The organism is Erwinia sp. S43 (assembly GCF_016624745.1).
Lineage (GTDB): Bacteria > Pseudomonadota > Gammaproteobacteria > Enterobacterales > Enterobacteriaceae > Erwinia > Erwinia coffeiphila.
This window is the reverse complement of record NZ_JACVTX010000036.1, coordinates 20,529-41,863: the sequence shown is the minus strand read 5'-3', so window position 1 is coordinate 41,863 and position 21,335 is coordinate 20,529. Positions and strand designations below refer to the sequence as shown.

Annotated in this window: 15 protein-coding genes and 3 pseudogenes; 6 read left to right on the top strand and 12 right to left on the bottom strand. The window is 43.1% G+C overall.

All coding sequences use genetic code 11. The annotated features are described in order from the left end of the window. Positions 1-159 precede the first annotated feature (159 nt). A pseudogene (locus IBT47_RS27405) lies at positions 160-1,023 on the top strand (integrase core domain-containing protein); the annotation flags it as partial. Positions 1,024-1,446: 423 nt separating this feature from the next. On the opposite strand, the gene IBT47_RS24995 reads toward IBT47_RS27405, so the two are convergent. The 3 genes from IBT47_RS24995 to ycgZ all read right to left on the bottom strand — a co-directional run bounded on the left by IBT47_RS24995 (position 1,447) and on the right by ycgZ (position 2,387). Next, positions 1,447-1,698, bottom strand: coding sequence for a biofilm development regulator YmgB/AriR family protein (locus IBT47_RS24995; RefSeq protein ID WP_200547664.1), 252 nt, complete (start codon positions 1,696-1,698; stop codon positions 1,447-1,449). A 73-nt stretch (positions 1,699-1,771) separates the two neighbouring features. After that, positions 1,772-2,050: a hypothetical protein gene (locus IBT47_RS24990; RefSeq protein WP_105594538.1), complete on the bottom strand. Its 279-nt coding sequence runs from the start codon at positions 2,048-2,050 to the stop codon at positions 1,772-1,774. Between the two features lie 88 nt (positions 2,051-2,138). Beyond that, positions 2,139-2,387 carry a regulatory protein YcgZ gene (gene ycgZ / locus IBT47_RS24985; protein ID WP_105594537.1) on the bottom strand — a complete coding sequence of 83 codons (249 nt, stop codon included), beginning with the start codon at positions 2,385-2,387 and terminating at the stop codon, positions 2,139-2,141. A 271-nt stretch (positions 2,388-2,658) separates the two neighbouring features. On the opposite strand from ycgZ, the gene IBT47_RS24980 reads away from it, so the two are divergent. Continuing rightward, positions 2,659-2,865 (top strand): hypothetical protein, encoded by a 207-nt coding sequence (locus IBT47_RS24980; RefSeq protein WP_105594536.1) that lies wholly within the window; start codon positions 2,659-2,661, stop codon positions 2,863-2,865. Positions 2,866-2,937: 72 nt separating this feature from the next. On the opposite strand, the gene IBT47_RS24975 is transcribed toward IBT47_RS24980, so the two are convergent. Together IBT47_RS24975 and yjbE are read right to left on the bottom strand one after the other, a co-directional pair. Next, a complete protein-coding gene (locus IBT47_RS24975; protein WP_200547666.1) occupies positions 2,938-3,249 on the bottom strand; it encodes a hypothetical protein in 312 nt (103 codons plus the stop codon). 569 nt (positions 3,250-3,818) lie between these two features. Continuing rightward, positions 3,819-4,058 carry an exopolysaccharide production protein YjbE gene (gene yjbE, locus IBT47_RS24970; protein WP_105594534.1) on the bottom strand — a complete coding sequence of 80 codons (240 nt, stop codon included), beginning with the start codon at positions 4,056-4,058 and terminating at the stop codon, positions 3,819-3,821. Between the two features lie 1,852 nt (positions 4,059-5,910). Between yjbE and IBT47_RS24965 the strand changes: the two genes are divergently transcribed. Then, positions 5,911-6,765: a tyrosine-type recombinase/integrase gene (locus IBT47_RS24965; protein ID WP_105594532.1), complete on the top strand. Its 855-nt coding sequence runs from the start codon at positions 5,911-5,913 to the stop codon at positions 6,763-6,765. Between the two features lie 689 nt (positions 6,766-7,454). Here IBT47_RS24965 and IBT47_RS24960 read toward each other — a convergent pair. The 4 genes from IBT47_RS24960 to IBT47_RS24945 all read right to left on the bottom strand — a co-directional run bounded on the left by IBT47_RS24960 (position 7,455) and on the right by IBT47_RS24945 (position 13,806). Beyond that, entirely contained in the window at positions 7,455-8,090 is a 636-nt protein-coding gene (locus tag IBT47_RS24960) for a DUF421 domain-containing protein (protein ID WP_200563787.1), read from the bottom strand. 8 nt (positions 8,091-8,098) lie between these two features. Continuing rightward, complete coding sequence (locus tag IBT47_RS24955) at positions 8,099-8,545, bottom strand: DUF3290 domain-containing protein (RefSeq protein ID WP_105594530.1); 447 nt, start codon at positions 8,543-8,545, stop codon at positions 8,099-8,101. Positions 8,546-10,221: 1,676 nt separating this feature from the next. After that, positions 10,222-11,205 (bottom strand): RepB family plasmid replication initiator protein, encoded by a 984-nt coding sequence (locus IBT47_RS24950; protein WP_370569951.1) that lies wholly within the window; start codon positions 11,203-11,205, stop codon positions 10,222-10,224. Between the two features lie 1,389 nt (positions 11,206-12,594). Then, positions 12,595-13,806, bottom strand: coding sequence for a diguanylate phosphodiesterase (locus IBT47_RS24945; RefSeq protein WP_200563783.1), 1,212 nt, complete (start codon positions 13,804-13,806; stop codon positions 12,595-12,597). 686 nt (positions 13,807-14,492) lie between these two features. Between IBT47_RS24945 and IBT47_RS24940 the strand changes: the two are divergent. Next, positions 14,493-15,496 (top strand): annotated as a pseudogene (locus tag IBT47_RS24940) (IS3 family transposase). A gap of 100 nt (positions 15,497-15,596) precedes the next feature. Here the strand turns inward: IBT47_RS24940 and IBT47_RS24935 are convergent. Continuing rightward, positions 15,597-16,025, bottom strand: a complete 429-nt coding sequence (locus IBT47_RS24935) for a GFA family protein (RefSeq protein ID WP_200563781.1) — start codon at positions 16,023-16,025, stop codon at positions 15,597-15,599. A 589-nt stretch (positions 16,026-16,614) separates the two neighbouring features. Here IBT47_RS24935 and IBT47_RS24930 point away from each other — a divergent pair. Continuing rightward, positions 16,615-17,016 (top strand): annotated as a pseudogene (locus tag IBT47_RS24930) (VOC family protein). Between the two features lie 662 nt (positions 17,017-17,678). Continuing rightward, positions 17,679-17,933 (top strand): hypothetical protein, encoded by a 255-nt coding sequence (locus IBT47_RS24925; protein ID WP_200563779.1) that lies wholly within the window; start codon positions 17,679-17,681, stop codon positions 17,931-17,933. A 674-nt stretch (positions 17,934-18,607) separates the two neighbouring features. On the opposite strand, the gene IBT47_RS24920 is transcribed toward IBT47_RS24925, so the two are convergent. Together IBT47_RS24920 and IBT47_RS24915 are read right to left on the bottom strand one after the other, a co-directional pair. Then, positions 18,608-19,582 carry a ParB family protein gene (locus tag IBT47_RS24920; protein WP_200563777.1) on the bottom strand — a complete coding sequence of 325 codons (975 nt, stop codon included), beginning with the start codon at positions 19,580-19,582 and terminating at the stop codon, positions 18,608-18,610. Further along, the gene (locus IBT47_RS24915; protein WP_200563776.1) at positions 19,582-20,790 is read right to left on the bottom strand and encodes an AAA family ATPase; all 1,209 of its coding nucleotides are present in this window, start codon (positions 20,788-20,790) and stop codon (positions 19,582-19,584) included. The genes IBT47_RS24920 and IBT47_RS24915 overlap by 1 nt, the downstream gene beginning before the upstream one ends. Positions 20,791-21,335 lie beyond the last annotated feature (545 nt).

Genomic DNA, 21,335 nt, shown 5'->3' with positions numbered 1-21,335 from the left:
AGAAACCGGAAATCTCAAAAAGTGTGTGGAACTAAAACGGGTGTACTTACAAGTAGAGAAACAAAATTACGCCATGATAAACGCCCCTTAACGGACATTGTCTTGGTAGAAACTCGCTATTCACCGGCTGCGGATTTTTTCTGTTGTTCACCAGGCCTGCATGCACGGCTCACGAAGGTGCTGTCCGAAGCCTTGCTTTCAGGTGACTATTGGGCGAAAGCACTCACGACAGATCAGAAGCGCGAAACGTGATGTTGATATCGGATGCGACAGTCTGTCGCATCGTCCTGACTGCAGATTTACAGGTTAATCCCTGTCGGTCTGCTGCTATAACTCTCATCATGCGGCGGCTGGTGCGCTTAAATCAGGACGCATCACTCAGCTGGATGTAGTGTACAGACTTTCTGGCAACGGCCGTACAGGGCAGTCACAGCGCCGTGCATGGTATCATGCTAATCACAACTCGTTTGCTGCTTCAATCATCTGAACGTGTCTGGTGTTAAACGATGACGACGCCATAGAAAGCTGGCAACAATATGTCTGCGTCTGCTGAGCAAGTCGGCGACAAATATGGCATACCGATGGATTTCGTCATGGATGCTCTGGCTACAGGACACAGGATCAAATGCCTCATCTGCATCGATGATTTTGCAAAGGAGTGCCTGACGTTCACTATTGCCTTCAGGAATTCAGGCGTGCAAGCCACGTGTAATCTGGACAGCATTGCACTGCTTCGTGCTGTCCGGCAAGGATAAGAACCGATCAGGGCCCGGAGTTTACCTGCCATGCGCTATATCAACAGGCCTTTTAGCATGACGTGGAGCGAGGAGCTGCTGCTTATCCAGCCCGGCAAACCGAAACAAAACGAACTTATTGATTCTCTTACGGCCGCTTTCACGATGAATGCCTGAATGAACACTGGTTCATTGATATCAGTCATGCCAGAAATACCATTTGTGAATGGCGTCAGGTGTGAAGCGACTGTCCCCGCATTCCACGCTACATTATAAGACGCGATGTTAATCTGGGGCGGGCTGGGGAAAGGGTGATTCGGATAGTAAAGGATCCGACATTACTAAGTAAGCATTGTATCTGATCCTGCGGGCAGGTAAGGAGAATCCGGCCATCAGCCTGTAATCGGTGACAAAAATTGCAGGTAGCTGAATTGCAATGAAAATAGAAAAATGACATCAGTAGTTAATACAGGCTGACATATGAGTATTGAAAGTTCTTAAGAGGTCACGTTTATTTGGCGGGGGTTATTACTGACAGATGAGCAGATAATATGATGGACACCTGATAATTTTCTAGTATGAACACCCGGGACAGTACACGGGTGTTCATATTAATGAGATTTTTACAAATCTCCAATTCGGAGGTGTTCAGGATTTTGGTGAAACATTCATTTCAAGACAACAACTATCGTTACTTAAGATTCATCGAACATCAAAATCCGATATCGTCGTCTGTACGGCACAAAATCAGTTCCAGCGCATTACGCAGTATATCCTGCTCAACAGCGTCGTTTGAAGTATCTAACATGTTGATTAATTTTATTATTATGGCTTTATTGGTAACGCTACCATTGAGGGTGATCTGTTCTCTGATTATTGCCCCGATGATTTTACGTTCATCTTCAAATTTTACAGTAGAAGAACCAAATAATTCGAGGAAGGCGCTATGTTCGGTATGATGCATGTAATCTCCCGGATAATATAGAGTTAAATGTTCTGATTTAAGTGAAATTGAGTTGCGTGTTCAATTTCATGATTCAATGTTTTTTATCTTCGGGCTCCTGCCCTGAATACGAATCAGAAAATGTGCTGTGTGATTTTTTTACGTTCTGTCTGGCCACTGAAGTACTGTTCTTCACGTCTTCGATTGCACGGTGGATAGCATGCTGACGTTCCGGATCAGGTTCAGTCCCTGACATAATGTTCAACGTATCCAGAACTGTGCTTATGGATATCCGGGAATCACTGCTAATCAGTTTAACTATAGCCTCCCCGAGCACGGTGTCTACAAGCATTTCTTCTTTATTACTGTACATATTAAATCTCTTGCTGCTTAACGACGTAACTAAAATACAAAAAAACAATTAATTCATATAGATAATAAAAAAAATACTTAAGGTAAATTCAGTCACAATCACGGCCGAAAAGCAGAGCAATCAGTTGATGATAATGATTTTCTTCATCACTGCTGGTAACTGTTTCAAGCTTTGATAACAGTGAGGTACAGATTGCCTTACGGCTCAGCGTCTTACCAGAAACCAGAATCTCGGTAACAATCCTGCCAAGTGTCTCCTGCTGGGATGGCATCGTGGCGTTTTTAAAATACTGAGAAATCTGTTCTGCAGCTTTGGAATTGCGTTCGCGATGGCGCATCAAGATACTCCAGGATGATAAGGTTATAGGTTTACACCTCTACAAGTTATACAAAAAAACAATTTCTGTACAGAAAATAATAATCCTACCAGAAGCATTTTAACTAATACCCCTAATAAATCATTTATTTCAACAAGTTAAAAACAAGTCATTGATGCGTGCTTCCGAAAGTTGTACAGGGGGAAATTGCCTAAAAAAACCCATCTGCAACACGGTGAATTCTGCTCAGAAGCTGTTATAGTGACCCTATGGATACCTGCTGGAAAGCTAATTGAAACATGATATTGTACAAATTGATGACGTTGAGACAGTCATCGGAAATGCCATAACCCGTCTGTTAAAAATCGGCGAGAGTCCGGAAGCTGAAAATATCATAAATATGATACAACTGATGAGCATGGTCAGCAGTGATCAGAATCTGAAGACACGTTGTGAAGAAGCAAAATGTTTGATTTTAAAGCATCTGAAAACTAGCTGAATCTGATTTCTAAAAGAAAGAGCGTCGGGCCATTACTGGCATGGCCCGAAAAATTTACCGGAGTGAACCAAATTAAAACTCCGTTTCTGACTTCGAAGTATCAGAACTGATGACAATCAACTGAGCATCAGAGACATTACTCTGTTCAAGCTCCTGTGATGTTCTGAATCTGGTACTCGATGAGGCTCCTGGTCTTTTATAATCTCTCAGCCAGCGGCAGGTATCATTAATAAGTAGTTCACGGTCAGGATCTTTGACATCAGTGGCCTGTAAATTCAGTTCCTGAATCAGACTGTCAACACTGACCTTTTGCCTTTTAAGGATTAAGTTCATTGCAGCCTCACCAAGCAGTCTGGCTTGTTTGTCTTCATCTGTAATGTTCAACTGAGCCTCCTCAATGGTGAAAGTTTGATTCCACTAAAATATAGCATATACCGATAACAGCTAAGATATCAATAGTTTATTTAATATCAGTTATTACCATTTAACAGTGTACCGGACAGTTTTGTGGCTTTTTACAAGTTAAGTAAATGAATATTGACGTTCAGGAGGGGTAAGCCAATGAATTATATTGATAAATCCAGAAAAAAGGAGTTATTTTCTCAGTGTATAGCTGAAAAATTTCTTCAAATTCTCTCATAACTCCGCTGAAACTCATTAATTTGATAGTTTATTTTACTGATTGAAATCATTAAACCTGTCAATGAGACTCACCTGAAATAAAAAATTTATATTTTCTCAGGGCACCTTGATAATTTATGTTTATTTACTATTGTTGATATGTGTGTCCCTGTTACTCTCTCCTGCGAGCACCCTGCTCATTATATATTTTGCCCGAGAATATCGGGCTTTTTTTATTTTTTTTACAAAAAAAACCAGCCCTACCGGGCTGGCTAATAAATAAAACTTTTTTATTATAAACACAGTCGCGGAATTATCTCCGGACCGGTTTGTTAACGGGATGTCGAGGTTGTAGTGGTAGTTGTGGTCCCGGTATTAGAACCATTACCACCGCCAGCAGAAGCAATGGCAATTCCTGCTAAAGCAGCCACAGCTCCCACACCGATCGCATCAGTTGCACCTTTTGAAATGGCTGCTGCATCAGCGCCCGCCGTCACACCATCACCAGGAGCAGCATGTACTCCAGCAATTAGTGAAGACAGTACCAGTAAAACTGCAAATTTTGCCTTCATGATTGACCTCACATTAAATAAAACCAAACATTCCATCCAGGAAAGTGCAAATCAAATCTAGCACAAGTAATAAAAAACACATCGTTTAATTTTTAAAAATTTTCATAAATTCTGGTTTTAAAATTTACACCTTCTGATTCATTGAGTTAACCAGACGAGCATCAGATAAAATCTCAACTAAATCAATCTTTCACACTTTTCCAAGCTCAACACCTGCAAACTGTCCTTCTCTGCAAAGCAGGACATCTGCATATCAGCTGTCAGAACATCAGCAAATACCTGTGAAAAAAAGCAATCCGGATTATTTCAATCCAGTGAATTCATGCATGCAAGGATGCTGTGATCTGATATTTTAAGGTTTAACGGCGCTTTAATCCGGTAACTAATTCTTATTCATTATTGATGGTGAAAGTTCTGTTGCACTACGTCAGTTCGCCACAGAGTTGCCCGTGAAGTAACAAAAAGGAGTAATTCGAGCCATGAGATATCCTGCGAACGGCTGAATATTCAAAATTCACTTCCTGCCAGGTTGATTTTTTTACAACATTTATTAAGTACTTACATAGGAAATGCGATATCTTTAGTAATTTTCATCCTGCTCATGAGCCGATGCGTCTGCTGGGTGTACCCGGGTTGCTCAGAAGGAAATTCATGGGCGTCCATTTTTCATAAAATCTCTATCTTTAGATTTTCTTGATAAGATTTTTTAAATGCGTGGAGACCTTCGCATGTAAAATTCTCCTGACTGTACGAAAAAAAATCATGGTTGATTATTTTTAAAAAAAATTTCTTTATCATTTTTTTTAATTACTTCAGTATGCGACCATGAGGAAAAATTAATCCAGATCTTTACTAACTTCATACCTAAACAAGTATATGATTATAAAAATAAAATTACGGACGTAAATATTATGGTATGGACGCTCATAATTTTCAACTTTACCGTCTGTAAAAATTAATCTTGACATCAACCCCTGTCGAAAATACTGTATCGATTCGTTCTGGACTTCAACCACAATTTATCAATTTTAAAAACACAAGTAAAATTGATTTTATTATAAAATAACATGAGCAATCAATTAGTTAAACCCTCCTCGCAGGCTAATCTACCTCACATAAATTTGATTTATCCAGTTAATTTTTCTTCACATAGATTTTTATTAATATACGAATTATCGTTATTGAGCCATATGACAGAAATGGATGAAAAATTACTTATTGTCATTTTTACCCTTCCATTATTATATCAATCTGAAGTCAGACAGTACTGACAAAGAAATTTTTCCCGAAAAATTACGTTCAGCTTTTTTATAATGTGCTGACATTTTTTTCGATTTATCCTCATCACCCGAGCCAACCGGTTGGAGCTGAAACCGTCAGACACCAGGTCCGGGTTTGCTTTACAGGAAAAATCTCTTCACCTTCTCCATCTGGATCACATACAGGCTGTAGCCTGAAACCGGGGAGTATGTTCTTTTACCGACATCTCAGTGTGATGACGGTTCACACTTCGGATCGTATATGCACACACTCACTATGTATAAAAGAACAACTTTCTCTTAAATCTTTAATCATCCAGGTATGCACCCCAGAGTGCCTGGAAGGTCCCTCCTGCGGCCCAGCCGGATTTTTTTACATATAAAACAGTTTATTACATGTCTTCTCATATGCCCTGCCCGTGCGAACGGCCTTCTTTTAATTTATTCCCTGCCAGGTTATTCTCCCCATAACGGGGAAAAGCCGAAAAACAGATCAAGAGAGGATCTGCTGAGGATCGATTTATTGCAGTGGTTTTCTCTGGACAAACCGGGGAAAATACGTTCCATGACCGCAGACAACGGAGAATGAAAAATTGAGTACTTTACCCCTGCTGCCGGCAAAGAATTCACACAGCGACACCGGTGTGCAAATTTCGACCAAGCCGGTTGCCGCACGTTATTTTGACTACGAAAGTGCCGTGGCGTTGAGAAACCTCGCTGCCGCGTACGGTACCGACATGCCGCGCTACCTGCTGGCGCCTGAAGTTGCCGTGCTGCTGTCAAAGGTGACCGATCTCCGTAAACGACTTTTTATTGACACTCTGTGGAACACGGGTGGCCGGCTGAATGAGATCCTGCCACTGAACCGCGATGACTTCGTTCTGGATTCCCCTGTCACAGGTTCACCTCTGGGTTCCCCTTTTGTGGTACTGCGCACCCTCAAGCAGCGCCGGCTGGAAGAGGCCTCTGTGAACCGCAGCCGTCGTCGTGGCAGGCCGACGAAAGACGAACAGCAGGCAGAGCGCGAGGCAGAAGCACTGATCCGTGATAATCCGCCGCGCGCGGTGCCGCTGACCGATACCGGATATGTACAGCGACTCCGGGAATGGTTCGCGACCGTACAGCCAGCACCCGGGACACGGTTGTGGGATATAAAAAGCGAGGACACCGCGCGAAGCTGGATAAGTCAGGCAGTTGCCGCGGCTACGCGTGACGGTGTGACGTTTTCCATCCGGCCGGTGACCCCAAAGACGTTCAGGGACTCGTTTGCGATGCATCTGGTTCAGCATCAGGTGCCACAGAAAGTCATTCAGACGCTGATGGGGCATAAAGATGCCAAATCAACCGAGTGGTACACGCGTGTGTTTGCTCTGGACGTCACCCGCCAGCTCGGTGTTCGGTTCTCCATGGATGCAGTTGAAGCCCGTGCACTTCTGGATCATCGCTGATTATGCAAGTACCGGAACGTGTGAAAGATTTGGATAATAAGATAAGAATATTTCCATCAGAGCCCTTAAAGTCCTGCTCAGTAACGGAACCTGGTCATGAGTGAGGCCTCCGGCACTGGCTTGTACAGGCCAGCGATGTCTTACACATGAAGCTGTAATGACTGTCTTTTGGTACCTCACAGTACAGATGTCAGTTTCACCTTATTTTAAGCAATCAGAGCCGATCATTATCAGCAGGTGCCTCACAATGATCTCATCTTTCCCGCAACGCTCTTCGTCATTTATGTCGAAATAATACCTGGTTACAGAAATATCTTACTGTCATCAGGTTAATACTCATATCTGTTCCAGCTTTGCAAAAGAAAAAGGAAGCAGTGACCTGAAAAACCTGAAATATATAAACTGATCAAGGAAACACTGTGTTAAGTGAACACTTTCAGCAGTCTGTGGCCCGGGAAGAGACCGTACCGGTGAATTTTCGCTTCCTCGTTTATTCACGGGCTGTACCCGGTCATTCCCTGCGGCGAGCGCTGTGGATACATTACAATAAAAATTTCAGCAATCTTACTCATGTTAATTTATAAATGACAGATGTTTTCTGACTACAGAATACAGTTATTAAAACCACCGTCATGTTCAGATATAAAATCAGGTGGTTGTTCAGATACGCCGGATGTATGGAACGGTATTTATTCCGGATATCCATACAGATTTATCTTTCCAGACAGGTATTCACCAAGGTAAACCTCACTTATTTTATCGAAACCCTGCTCTTTTATTTTTTCTTCTAACCACTCTCTGTCTTTATTAATTATTTCAAGCAGATCATGATTAGCAGAACCATCCACGATTATTGGATAACGGATGTTTTCATCTCCAATCTGGATAATGGTAAGTTGGCCATTCTGTTCAAGAACAACACGTTTAAGCTGTTCAACTTCGTAAATCCCGTTAGACCTTAACTTGAACATCAGATCGTTGGCTGAAACCCCGTTTCTCAGGCACTCTCTTACATTTACGATCCCATTATGTACGAGAGTGACAGGTTTTCCATCTATGACCCTTTTAACTAATCTGTTGTTTTCCTTCATGAATTTAAGCAAGAAAACAAGCAAGGTCCAGATAAGCAATACAAGAACAAACTGCAGAACTGTAATGGACTCATTATAAATCACACCACCTATGATACCGCCAAGAACATAGTTCTGAACCTGGTCCATTGCTGATGTCGGTGCAAGGTTTCCTTTTCCCATCAGATTAATCTGTACTATCAGACACAATATTCCAAGCCCAAGCTTAATGAAAATGGGTGTGTAGATGATCATGGTTATCCTTATTTTTCAGTTACTGAAATATCTGTGGTTAATAACCAGGTTTTATCCAGGCTGTAAGTCTTCTGGTCTGCACTTAAGTTAACACGATAGTAAGAATCATTGATTTTAATGATGACACCATCTGATAACTGCACCGAACTGGAGTAAATTGAATTAATACTTGCATTCTTATCTTTAGATAACAGTTTTACAAAATTTACCATCTGAGATGATTGTGAGTGTACGTTCTGGCTGTTCGTGTAGTCTGAGTACTGAATTCCGGATGTGAGAAGTAAAAAAAGGAGAGCAATGATTGTTAAATCTCTGTATTTTGTTTGCAATCTGTGACGCATATAAAGACTGAAAACCAGTATTAAAACGAAAAGCGAGCTAAAAATAAGAATGTATTTCAGGTAGTCATTGATGCTGGATTGCATTTGCAAATATTCAATCCCGTAAAATTTCATAAAATGATTAGTCCTTATTCAATCAATTCATTTTTCAATTATAGTTAACTATTCAGATTTAGCACGGTTCTATTATTATTCATTATCCGTAAGTTGTCATCTAAAAAATTTTTAGTTAAATAAATGTTGATTATCTATATTAATCCCAGGGATTAATTTTAGTAAATTTGACCGCCGGAACGTATGCAGAATACAGTTCTTCCGGATAATTTAAACTGCTTCAGCTGTAAAGAACTGCCTTGTGATACCGAGCAGCCTCCAACACTGACAGGTTTTAAGTATTCAGCTGTGAATTAGCAGAGAAATTTAATTTCACTTTTCATCCGGTTACAATTCCCATCAGATCTTTTATAGAATTTTTAACCGGTTAAAAAACATTCTTTCTCTTTTGGCTGCCCTGAAATCAGACTCACAAAAACCCAAATATCTTATTGAAAAAAAACAATAAAATCCAAATTCAGTGCATTTCCTTTCAGTTTTACTGTTATGTCAGATTTGATCCAAATCGATAAGTCATTATTATTTAAGGCAGATAATTTTTTTCTGATTACCCCATCAAAGAATAAATGTCTTCTGTCCACTATCGTGGTCTGTTCTTATTCTCTGCAGACAGAAAGGGTATTTCAACCTTGTCCAGAGGAAGGGATAACGGAGGCAAAAATAATACAATATGCGCTGTAATTCAGTTTTCTGAACCGGAAAAGCCAGACTTTTCAGTAATGTCTGGCAGTGCATATATCAGTGAAGTAAAGGCATATACTGGTGATATGATCCCTTTATGAGCTCTAACCGGACATTCAGCCTGGTAAGTACGGCTAACCGTAACTCTGCGTTACGTGAACGGAAATCTCCTCCTGGACGTTCTTCCGGGAGCCTGGCTTACCCTCACACATCTTCTACGTTACGGCATGATTTAACATTACTGAGATTGATAATTGCATGATATTCAGTCATGCGGGCTCCACATATTGCTAACACTGATTTTGTCAGTTTGCCCGTAGCTCTTTGTGTGAGGGCTGGCAGAGAGCAATGATTATAGTCAGGCTACATAAGCTATAGTGAGCAACAGCACTCTCACATAAGCTATAGAAAGCAAAATGACGCCCTGCTATTCTTGCGCGCTGACTGAATAAATATATCAATAATAACATAGACATAACCATTTTTAATAAGCTGTATCAAGTAGGGTTGTCTGACATTTCTCATTTCCCCATATGCAGGCCATCCCAGTTCTGTTCTGGATATGACTTGCACTCAAAATATAATTTAAACCCATTTTTCAAATGGTTATAATTTTATGGCCTGTGGGAATCAGCTAAAAAAACGGACTGTTGCTTAACGTGCCATGCTGCGCCGGTTGGGGGTTAAGGTGTTCCATCAGAGATGACTGATAACCGTAAAGAAACAGTGCTACTTAATAATAAAAAAATTAAAAATCAATAAGATAGACATACTACATAAGCTACAGATTGTTCATTACAGGACTGCCCGAATTAAGCACAGACATGCTGTTACTCCGGAGACAGGTGCTGGTTTGTCTTACAATATAAGCTACAGTGAGCACTCGCTGATATGCCATAAGAAAAAAATAATATACGTATCAGCAAATTACTTAAAAAACATAAACTACAGTGAGCACAAAACTTCAGCAAATCCTACCGCAGACTCACTACAGCTTATTCTCCTCCGTTTTTGAGGAGAGCTGCCAGGTCCTCCATGGTGATACCCAGTTTGCTGAGAATTTTCTTCTTTTCCTGAAGAGTCGCATTGACACTGTTTTTATTCACCACGGGCTTCGGATTCTCAGTACTGGCGTTCCCTGGAGCTTTCAGTTTTGGCCTGCGATAATTCACTTGGATGTAAACCGTGTTACCCCGTTTGAATTCGGTGTAATCGAGATAGCCAATTTCCCTCAACTGTTCCAGTGCACGCCTGACTGTCTGGTTTTGCGAGAACACCGGTGACCGAAGATTCAGCCTTGCGCGAAGCCGGGCGAGTGAGATAGGCACAGGGTTCTGGGGCAGGCTTTCAATATAGGTATATAAGGCCTGAGCCGATTCACGCCGTTTAAGGGCATTAATAGCCTTAAGCTGCAACAATACTTTGTGATCAAACTGATACAGCTCAAACAGCTTAGGGTCGGCTTCCAGCACCACAATGTCTTTCTTTGTATCGTAAAGCGCTGACTGTACGAGGTGCGTTATGTACTCCCGTGCGTCTTCACCTTTCTCACTACTGAACGAAATAGTCGTCGCGGCAATACGCTTCAGAGAGGGGCTTATACGCTCTCTGAGCTTCCTGGAAGAGCGGCTGGAAGGAATACCACAAAGTCTTGCGAACTCCACGAAAGACAGTTCTACGCGGTTCCCTGAGACCTTATGCTTGGCAAAGGAATGGATGATGCCAACCCACGTCTTGAAATCATTGTCCATATCGAGCCGGGGCCCGAGGATCTCAATGTTGGTATAACCTTCGGCCTTGGCAAGCGTCAGTTTAGACAATTCCTCTGTCGCATCTGTTCTGGATGTTGCATCTTTGGTGCTGTTTTTCAGGGATTTAAGAGTTGGAACGAAAACCCCCAGTCGCATCAGAGCAACCGGCTGCACCGTTTTATTGTCATTCGGTTTCAGTGTGACTATTTCACCAGTACGTTTGTCAATTTCTTCAAAGAAGGTGTCCGGGTTGAGCGTTTTTTCATCCATCAGCAGTCCAGGTCAGGTTGTTACTATCGTTTTGATCATCGCAATCAGGGATGTGGATGACTGAAATACAACATGTCACGAAAGCACCGAACCAGTTGTACTTTCAGAGGTTTTTTATCCACAAACCAGACGCTCAACATCTTGAATCTCTCACTATAGCTTATATGATTGGCCATCTACAGCTTATGAGTTACTTTCTACAGTTTATCGTTCACTCCCTACAGTTTATTTTTTACTGCCTGTAGCTTATTCGCACATGCTTCAAAGCCAGTAGCAGCGCGGCTTGCGAGAATCCTGGATCTCTTTTGATCTTCTAAGGATCTCATCTGGATCTTAATTATTGGGATCTGTTCTGTTGATAAGTGGATAACTATCGAAAACGACAGTTTTTTACTTCTTTCCCGCTAAAGATCGTTACAGACTGCAGTTGATTATGAGTCTTCTGTTCCTGGATTCGTCGCCTCTCCGTTATGAGAGTATCTGGGAAATTTTGAAGTGATATCTCTTCTGTCTGCCACGTGGAGATGTGTACATTCATTCTGTAATCCAGAGGCTTTCAATCTCCAGGTTCTGCTGCATACCTGAAATGTATGTCTAAGCGGTGATCCAGTCATTGCAATGGTTGCATGATGCAACTGACCGGCTCACGCAGACTTTTACCAGTTTAAATCGTCGTAAAGCTGAATCCTTATTTCGGGCAGGAACTCTGCCACATACATGCTATTCCTGACGCTTCTTTTACACCTGGCCTAGAAGATTAGCGACCTGGAAGTACCCGAAATAAACTGGCTTAATCCGTCAGAAGACAGGAATGCCCGCCTCAGCAAGCCGTTCACTGAAATCATGTCGGTTGAGGGGGGCTTCAGGTGTCTTCTGCCGAACGTTCTGAAGACAGAACAGATGCAGGAAGCCATGGGAATCACATGTGAGGCCGCAGGTTACCAGTTATGATGTGCCTGCCGGCATTTTTTCCCTTTCAACCTGCGGTTATCCGGCCCAGGCAGGGAACTTACGCACAGCTGGCACCTGAATGCCGTCACTTTTTAACGGCAGTATATGGCAGCTCCTGCATCCGGGGGGCATTAACGCTAACCACAGCTTATGTACCGTATCCTGGTGTTTAGTAGCAATTAACCCAGCCTGGCCGGCCAGCGCAGATCTACTGTGAGTTTCGACAGGTTAATTCGGGATGAATCCCTGAGTGATCACTGGTTCAGAGATATTCTTCATACCCGTAAGATAATTAATGCCTTCTGGCAGGATTAAAGCCCTGAAATAAGCACTCCTCTATCCTGTCAATCGGGGTATTTTGCTTTCTTTTTTTATTACGTCTGGATCTTAATCAGGTCATCGCATGAGTGGCCAGCGTATGATGCCAGTGTCATTGAGGCTTGGACGGGAAAACAAGAATCCCTGAAAAAGATGGATACCTGTGGATTCAAGCCAGTACCATTCCTCCATCAGCTCGACCCCCTCGGCGACAAGCGTTATCCCGAGTTCATCACAACATTGAGCAATCGATCGCACGATTGCTTGTTTTACTCCGCTCAGATGTATGTCCTCAATCAAAGCTCTGTCTATCTTAATTTTGTCTGGCTGGAACTTTGTAAGGAGTGCAAGTCCTGAAAAACCGGCGCCAAAATCATCAATGGCAAGGCCAATACCGGCAACCCGAAGTTCTTTCAATGCCTGATGAAAAACATCCTGATCAGTAATTGCCTCGGTCTCAGTGACTTCAACTATGATCTGTTCTGGTCTGAGTCCTGCATCGCTGATTTGTTGAATAAGAATATTTACAGCCCCCGGGATCGAATAAAGTACTCCGGGTAGCAAATTCACTGATAATTTCTCATTATGTTTCAGCAGCTGTTTTGCCAGTTTAAATGCATAGAATTTTGTTTCAATATCGAAAAGATAAAGCCTGTCAGCGGGTATAGACTGAAACATTTCAAATGGCGATCCTCCTGAAGGGCTTCTGATAAGAGCTTCATAGGAAGAAACCTTTCCAGTGAGTGCATCGATGATAGGTTGCAGGGCAAACTGACAGGGTTGTTCCGGGACAGGAGCAGGCCATGAGGATATTTCAAAGTTTTCTCTGCCTTCAAGATACCAGGAAGATGGATTAAACTCTGGCGAAGTTATATGTAACCCAATCCCGCCAAGAAATTTTCTCGTAAGCCTCATTATTCTGTCATCCTGAAGATAGTTTCCTTTAAAATGACTGAGGTTGAGTATGTCCTCGATTATAGACTCTTCAGTATGACTTGAAACATCGAACAGACGCATTCCCGTATCCTGAAATCGTCTGTAAGCGGAGTAATCCTGCATAAGTAATACTACAGAGCTATGCCGCTGGTCAGTTGCTATTCGATTGAAGAGTGCATTGACAACAGCTTCCTCTCCCTCAAGTACCTGAAAAAATTCAGTACCATCAAATAGTAAAATCCCCGTAATACTGCTAGCCCTATTTTTGTCAAGAGCATGCTGGACAAGTTTGTGCACATTTTCCTTTCCTGTCTCAGGACTCACCCTACTACGGTATATCAATGTGGTCAGCATACATTAACTCCACTCATGATTTAACCCAAATTGATATATTAAAAACAGCGCATTTCAAATTTTCTGAGGCAGCAATGTTTCTAAAACGATTATAATAATTTAGTTATAAATTTTTTAAGTTACTCATATCTTATTTCTCAAATCAAACCTTTGTCAAATATATATTTTTCGATTAAATTTAAAAATAATTCCTGCGCAACTATTCCTGATTGATTAACAATTTTCAGTTAGCCTGACAAGTTTTTTTATTGCTTAGTTAGATATTAAAACCAGTTCCAGGATTTTGCTAAGATCGTGTCCGATAGCTGAAATATGGCGATATACCACTGATTTTGATGCTCCTTTGGCAGTCTCTGCAGGCGTAACCAGGTCCAAATCAATTGTTGGTAATTTTTACATTTTTATCAGTTACACCTGTATTAAGAAACTTCTTGAAAAAGTATCTCATGAGCCCTAAAGAACTGCTGATTAATCATCAGAGAAATTTATAATTACATCTTCACCCTGAACGTAGTGGTCAGGATAACTTATTTTGACTTTGGTGGTTAGAAATCTGGACTGAGCCCGCTCTGATAGACGATCCTGCCCTATAGTTTGGTCTGACCCCACCCCGGTGCCCTATAGTTTGAGCATTGGAGGAGCGTATGGGCACACCACTATTTACACCTGAATTTAAGGAATAAACCATCCGTCAGATAACGGAGCGCGGTTATTCTGTTGCCGAAGTATGTATCTGACCGGCTGGGGTTTCTGCATACAGCCTCTACAAGTGGCTACGGGCTATCAAACCTGATAACAGCGAATAGCATGCCCGTAATTTACTGGAAGCGAAAAGCGAGATCCTGAAGCTCAGGGCCCAACTGAAGCGCTCTGAGCAAGAACGGGACATTCTGAACAAGGCCGCGCGGTACTTTACAAGGGAGCCCGACTGAAGTACCGCTTTATCAATGAGTACCTCACTGTATGGGGTGTGATGACGATGTGTGGGGTGCTGAATGTCGCCCGGGCCGGGTTCTATGCGTAGTTGCATAACCCTGTCTCGGCGCGAGATAAAGATAACGAGCGCCTGCTGATGCTTATCCGTGACTCATACTCACTGAGCGGGGGCGTTTACGGTTACCGACGGGTTCATGGCGACCTGAACGAAATCGGTGAAACCTGCGGCAAAAACCGGGTGAGCCGTTTCATGCAACTGAACCGGGTTAAAGCTGTGCGCGGCTATAAAGCGCCACGCCGCATCGCTGGCAGACCCTCGGTGGTTGCCCCTAATCACGTGGAGCGGCAGTTTACTGTTGTCCGGCCCAATCAGGTCTGGGTCACCGTCATCACTTATATCCGCACGTGGCAGGGCTGGTTGTATCTGGCGGTAGTTATCGAGCTCTTCGCCCGTAACGTGGTGGGCTGGTCAATGAAACCGACTCTCTCACGCGAACTGGCACTGGATGCGCTTCTGCCGGGCTAATAACCTGCCCTCGGGCATGAGCCGGCCTGGCAACTGCTGGGATAATGCGGTGGCCGAATCGTTCTTCAGTTCGCTGAAAAAGAACAGATCAGAAAGAGAATATACAAAATCCGGGACATGGCCCGTGCTAATATCTTTGATTACATTGAAGTGTTCTACAACCGGGCACGGTGCCACAGTCATCTCGGCGGTGTCAGTCCGGAGGACTCCGAAAAGGCCTTGCTGTGAGGACAGAGTTTGTCTACGGGCGTGGGGTCACTCCAGTTGATCCTACTACCATAACCCGATTCCAGGTTGCATAGATCTGATCATCGCTCAAGACAGACCTTTATGTAGTGAGTTTCAGGAGATCTAACAGGTATGCCAGCGATTGAACAGATTCAGAATGAGGTGTGTCTGAACGAATATCGTCCCATGGCATAGCATCGTCAGTGCAAAAGTCTCCGACACATTCCATTACAAGGCTTTCATCCAGTAAACCAACTGGAACCCAGACATAAGGCATGTCCCGCAAAATGTTAGGCACAGTTGAGCCACATACTCTGCAAAAGTCAGTACGATAGCCCGTTGGCTTAGACCATGAGATTATGCTGTTTTCTCCCTGTATCCAGCGAAACTCATTCTCTTTTACTAACGTGGCGAGATTGTACCCCACACCAGTTTGCTTTCTACAAAGCGAGCAATGACATCGATAAAAGAGTGATGGTCTATAACAGAGTTTGAATTCCACAGTTTTACACAAACAAGATCCATTCATTTAAAACCTTTCCATCCTCGATTTGATGTAATTAACGATATTTAATACCTGATATGATTATTCTCCCGTCATTTTAAATCCATCTGTAACTCTGGTAAATGTTCGCCCTTCACTCCTTGCCGACAGTTACAGCTCAAAAGTTATACTAACCTTTAAATTGGAGTAACATCACAATGGGCTCATGTAGCGGTTTAAGTGTTTATACAGCGACATCAGGCATGATTTTTCTCTACCATTCAGGTTTCATATCTTGAAATGAGTGAGATGGTGGTGAAAAAAAGACGCGTTCATTTTGGTCAAAGATAGCGCTAGCAAAGCTGTTATCTGAGTGTCATCAGCACATCAGCGATAGCCGAAAGCAGATGCTTCTGGTGTATGATTGAACATATCATTGGGTGGAGTTCTCACTACATATTCACTGGGTGCACCGACATAATCCGTGGCGTTTTAGGGTGTTTAGGACCGTGAAATATGTGGGATATGCCAAAGGCGCTGAAACGTGCTGAGTCCGCATAGCTAGGGCGCTATAGCTCTTTTATGGCAAAATAGATTTTACTGGCTATAGTGCCTGAAACCTGACGGTGTAGGAATGAAAACGCAAAAAAGAGGCATGGGATACGTAGCGATTGTGACCGATGACTACGACCGCGCTATTGAGTAATACACCGACAAGCTTGGCTTTACCTTGATTGAGGACACGCCGCAGCCAGGCAAGCGATGGGTTGTTGTGACGCCCAATCCGGAAAGCGACTGTAATCTTCTCCTGGCCCGAGCTTCAAACTCGCAGCAGGAAGGCTTTATCGGCAATCAGTGTGGCGAACGCGTATTCCTGTCTCTGCAGACCGACAACTTCTGGCATGACTACAACTCAATGAAGGAAAAGGGCGTCCATTTCTGTCAGGAACCTCGAAAGGAGGAGTACGGGATGGTAGTTGTGTTTGAGGACATCTATGGCAACCGCTGGGATCTTTACCAGAACGCGCAGCCCTGATTGCTCTGAGGCAGCGCACTTTAGGTGCATGGCCGGACTCTTATTTCAAAATCACCTTGTAAATACAGGGTATTGTTCTTGCTTCATGCCACAAATCCATGGGGTGATTATTATGGCGTTCATTTTCAACTGACATAATTTATGTTTAATTGCGAGCTGTAAGTAATAAAATACCTCGTTATCCCCACCCTAAAGCATCACCGAATGGCTCAATGATTTCTATTCAGTCTATAAAAGCCAATAGGCGCTGTTGACGAGGTTCTGATTGGCTACCATGGTGTCGGAAATATGTCTGACGCCGGCTACGACATTCCTGCAAAACAGTTGAGTTAAGACTTTCCCCATTATGTTTGTCTCGCGAATTCATGGGTATAGTGGTTCTGTTAGGCTCAGGTAACAAACCTCAAGCCCGGCTCAGATTTTGCGAGAAGTTGATATAGTGATTGATTGTGTACTTGCACCCCTCACTGATGCAAGGGTTCACTTGCCTGGCCACTCCATAGGCGGCAAGCTGAGAAATGACTTCACGCAATACTCTTTGTCGCGGATTTTTGAGATCCTGATTTTGTTAGCTACATTATTAGGTCGTTTTTCGCCTCCGTCTCTTAACTACGATTTTCCTCTCCCTTTGTATCCTTACAACTATTTGATCTTAAGTGTCAATGCAATTACTGCAGTTTTTTAATGATCATCCTGCGCGAGCCTGGAGCGATTTATCGTGGAAAGTCATTAATTTGAGGCCGGACTTTGTTAACAAATACAGTGGTAGTATGGCTGATATCCATATTCCTTGTAATCACTCAGGTCAACCTGAAGAGGTCTCTGCTCCAGCAACACTCCTACTTGCTGGGCATGATGAGCTGTTTGATGTTAGCCTGGTGCATGAATTTTCGGGAGCTGCGTCAATGCGAATGTAATAAGTCTGGTTATGGAGAGATGTACTCATCTCGGTTGTATATTGAGTTAACGGACGTGGTGACGGAAATTTTTACTAGCCTGATTTCAAGAGCGAGATAGCACTTTTACATTATTAACGTGACATCCTGTAGGAATCATGAAAAAGGATGTCAATTGCGTTTATGCGCCTCATATGAAGTGCATAATTTTATGCTGCTGCTTTGGGGGCGGGAAACACCGTAGCAGGAGCCATTTACTCTGGCCGTATTTGTAGCTGGCTTGCGTAAATGCTTGACTGACCGACGGTAAAGCGTGCAGAAAATGCAGGAACCTGTATTTTGAACATCAAAGTATAAGCGACTTTCTGTTGTTTAAATCACCGGGAATTGATATTTTTCATTTCAAATGCTGGAACTGATATGTGCGCGGACCTGGTATTATTCTGAACAGGGCAACTTCATCATTATATTAGATGGTAGAAACATAAGCTAAAACCCTGTTATGTCTTAGGCAGTTTCTGCCCAGAGACTCACTACAGATGATGATTAATATGTGGGAATTTCACATTGAAAATTTTATTAAAAACCTATACTAATCATCATCTTAATTTGGCTTTTTTGTGGTCTTTTTTGGGCGTTCAATGATTGGTCAGCTGATACTTTTTCAGTTGAAATTGTTCAATTGATATCATTTTTTATTCAGATTCTTCCTGCATTTTATGCATTATTGTCCGGATAGCAGCATCCAGTTCTGCCTGATAGGAAGCAGGCAGACGAGAAAATTCATAGGTCACCAGCCGCTTAACCGAATCGGACTTCTTACGTGCAAATTGCTTCTTATCTTTGAAGCTGGCGAGCTTCTCCGTAAGTATATTTTTAACTGGCTTTGCTTTCACTTCTGCATTTTCTGCGCGAAAGTATCCAATAATTTTAACCTTGGCAGTAACCCCATCCTGTTCATCTGCAGTATCTTTCTCGATACGCTCAAGTACTGCTTCAATCAAGTCGTCGAGACTGGCTCCCCGGGCTTTCGTTTTTTCCGCAATATCCAGGAGTGTCTGATAGTCTGAAATCGACAGATCTTCGAGCACCGGAAACACGGCGATCATATCATCAGGCACTTCGGCCGCCTGAAACGCACGAGTCACCTTCGCGGCTGAAAGTCCCTCAGCATGAGCAATATCTGCCTGGCTGGTGCCAGCCGGGTACATCACCTTCAGGCGTTTTCCAAGCTCGCGAAGCGTGTGCTCGCGGGCTGTTTGAATGTCAGTAGCCAGCTGTCGGGCATCGGACAATGTAAGGTCATCACTTGTGACGAGCACCTCAAAAGCAGCATTACTATAAAGGCATGCGGCGCGCCGTCGCGAACCGTCAAGTACCTCAATACGGCCATTAACCTCCCTGCCAATTGCTGGAAAAAACTGCTGCAGATTAATCGTCCGAGAAATGTCGCTGACCGATTCGGGAGTTATAAATGCCTGGTCACGACCATTAATCGTAGAATCTACATATGTTCTTTTATCGATTTCATCATGCAGTACGCGCTTAAGAACGAAACGTGCTTCCACACCTGATTTCAGCGTAAAAACTCGTTCATTACTGCTGTCGTTAAGCATCTTGGAGAAGCTTGAGTTACCAAGCGTTCGGCCCATTTTTTTCATTTCTTTCATCAGCAGGTGCTCCTTACGAATTCAATTCTTTTAAATACGGCCTGCACAAAGCGCTCTGCCTCGCGTTTGGCATTTTTCAGTGCCTCTGCGCTGCCGGCATAAGACTGAGGGTCTGCGCTGACAATAGTGTCAAAGGTTTCGCCGCAGCGCTCAAAGCCGTCCAGTCGCGGCAGGGTTGCGTCAAGGATATACGAGGTGAATACGTCCCTTGCCATTCCCAGTGTCATCTCATGATCACGTTTAGAAGTCATTTTCGACATGAAACCGATATTCCCTTTAATCTTCGGATCAATCCCTTCCTCTTCTAACTGTTCAAGCATCTCTGGCAGGCGCGTCAGATATTTTAATGTGGAGTGGAAATCTACCTGTGCAGGTGGTGTTGGAGTCAGGAGCAGGTCGCTGGCCGCAATCGCGTTCAGCATAAAGGCATCAAGGTGCGGTCCTGTATCGATAAATATAAAGTCGTAGTCTTTCCCAACGCGATCGATAATATTCCGGCGCAGAACGTCAGACGGAAGCACGCCGGGAAGATGCTCGCGTACCAGTTCGTTCCACTGGCTGGCGACAAATCCGTCATCGATGGATGCAGGGATAATATCAACGCCTGGAATGATTGTCGGCTGGATAATGTCCCGATGCAGCTGTTCTGAATCGAGGTCGTTCAACATCGCCTGAGCGGCTGTTTCCATAATTGAGCCGATACTGTTGGCGTGGTTCAGAAACATAGTGCTGGATGCCTGAGGATCGAGATCAATAACAAGATTACGCAGGTCGTACTGCAGCAGGTCGGGGTGCACGCGCAGACCATGGGCAAGGGTTACGGTGCTTACCGTTTTTGATACCCCACCTTTGAGGTTCACCACGAAAATTACAAAAGGCCCATCCCCTTTATGCAGCTCGCGATACTTAGGCACCTTGCGATGCGCATAGATATCCGTAACATCCTGGACGGTCAGCGCATAATGTTTCGCGTTTCCTGCATCTTTTTTTCCAAATATGTGGCCGTTTGACTCCATTTCCTCAATGGCCTGTTCAACGGCCCGGCGGCTAAGTTTAGGTAGATTTGCCACGGAGTTGCGGGTGAACGTCTGGTAATACTGATCAAGACCAAACTCTGCACGCTTGCCAATGATGTCAGCACTCATGCTGCGCAGCATCGCATTTGCTCTACGTGCTGTTTCATCTACTCCACCGTAATTACTTTTCATCACACCACTCCGTTAGCAAATAATATCTCGATGGTACATTAATTTTTGCCTTGTGCAATTTTTTTTGTTTTTTTATAAAATATTGTACTATTTTGATTTGATACTTTGAAAGAGGTGCTAAGCATGTGTGAAATCACTGGCCTGCATAATGGTTGAATTTTCAGTTAAGTGGAGGCATATGGCTGAATAATAAGTATTATCAATAATAATCTCATTAACTACATAGTGAAAAAATGACGGTTTTACCCATGTTAAATTCTTTCTATTTTTATGATTTAACTATGTTTTTATCTTAAATTTCATGTTGAAATTCCCATGTGGATTGGTTTCTTTTCCACATGACAGCTACAAGATATTCTGCAAAGGTTACTGCTCAAAGAAAATCTAAAATGATTCTTCAGTGCTTTTTCATCCAACTGCTATGGGTGTAGAAGATCAAGAAAACCTCCCGGGATATCAATAGATTTTTTCTTGCCGTCCTAACTAAACTAAATCCACCTCCGGCTTCCCGGCGTTGCCGGGTCGTCAGCCCCACTGCGCTAACC

What these genes read in the sequence shown, in the direction of transcription:
- ycgZ (WP_105594537.1), bottom strand. Translation starts at nt 2,387, where the DNA reads ATGCGCCATCGCGAACGCAATTCCAAAGCTGCAGAACAGATTTCTCAG.
- IBT47_RS24935 (WP_200563781.1), bottom strand. Translation starts at nt 16,025, where the DNA reads ATGAATGGATCTTGTTTGTGTAAAACTGTGGAATTCAAACTCTGTTAT.
- IBT47_RS24990 (WP_105594538.1), bottom strand. Translation starts at nt 2,050, where the DNA reads ATGTACAGTAATAAAGAAGAAATGCTTGTAGACACCGTGCTCGGGGAG.
- yjbE (WP_105594534.1), bottom strand. Translation starts at nt 4,058, where the DNA reads ATGAAGGCAAAATTTGCAGTTTTACTGGTACTGTCTTCACTAATTGCT.
- IBT47_RS24995 (WP_200547664.1), bottom strand. Translation starts at nt 1,698, where the DNA reads ATGCATCATACCGAACATAGCGCCTTCCTCGAATTATTTGGTTCTTCT.
- IBT47_RS24915 (WP_200563776.1), bottom strand. Translation starts at nt 20,790, where the DNA reads ATGAAAAGTAATTACGGTGGAGTAGATGAAACAGCACGTAGAGCAAAT.
- IBT47_RS24960 (WP_200563787.1), bottom strand. Translation starts at nt 8,090, where the DNA reads ATGATCATCTACACACCCATTTTCATTAAGCTTGGGCTTGGAATATTG.
- IBT47_RS24955 (WP_105594530.1), bottom strand. Translation starts at nt 8,545, where the DNA reads ATGAAATTTTACGGGATTGAATATTTGCAAATGCAATCCAGCATCAAT.
- IBT47_RS24945 (WP_200563783.1), bottom strand. Translation starts at nt 13,806, where the DNA reads ATGCTGACCACATTGATATACCGTAGTAGGGTGAGTCCTGAGACAGGA.
- IBT47_RS24925 (WP_200563779.1), top strand. Translation starts at nt 17,679, where the DNA reads ATGCAATTACTGCAGTTTTTTAATGATCATCCTGCGCGAGCCTGGAGC.
- IBT47_RS24920 (WP_200563777.1), bottom strand. Translation starts at nt 19,582, where the DNA reads ATGAAAGAAATGAAAAAAATGGGCCGAACGCTTGGTAACTCAAGCTTC.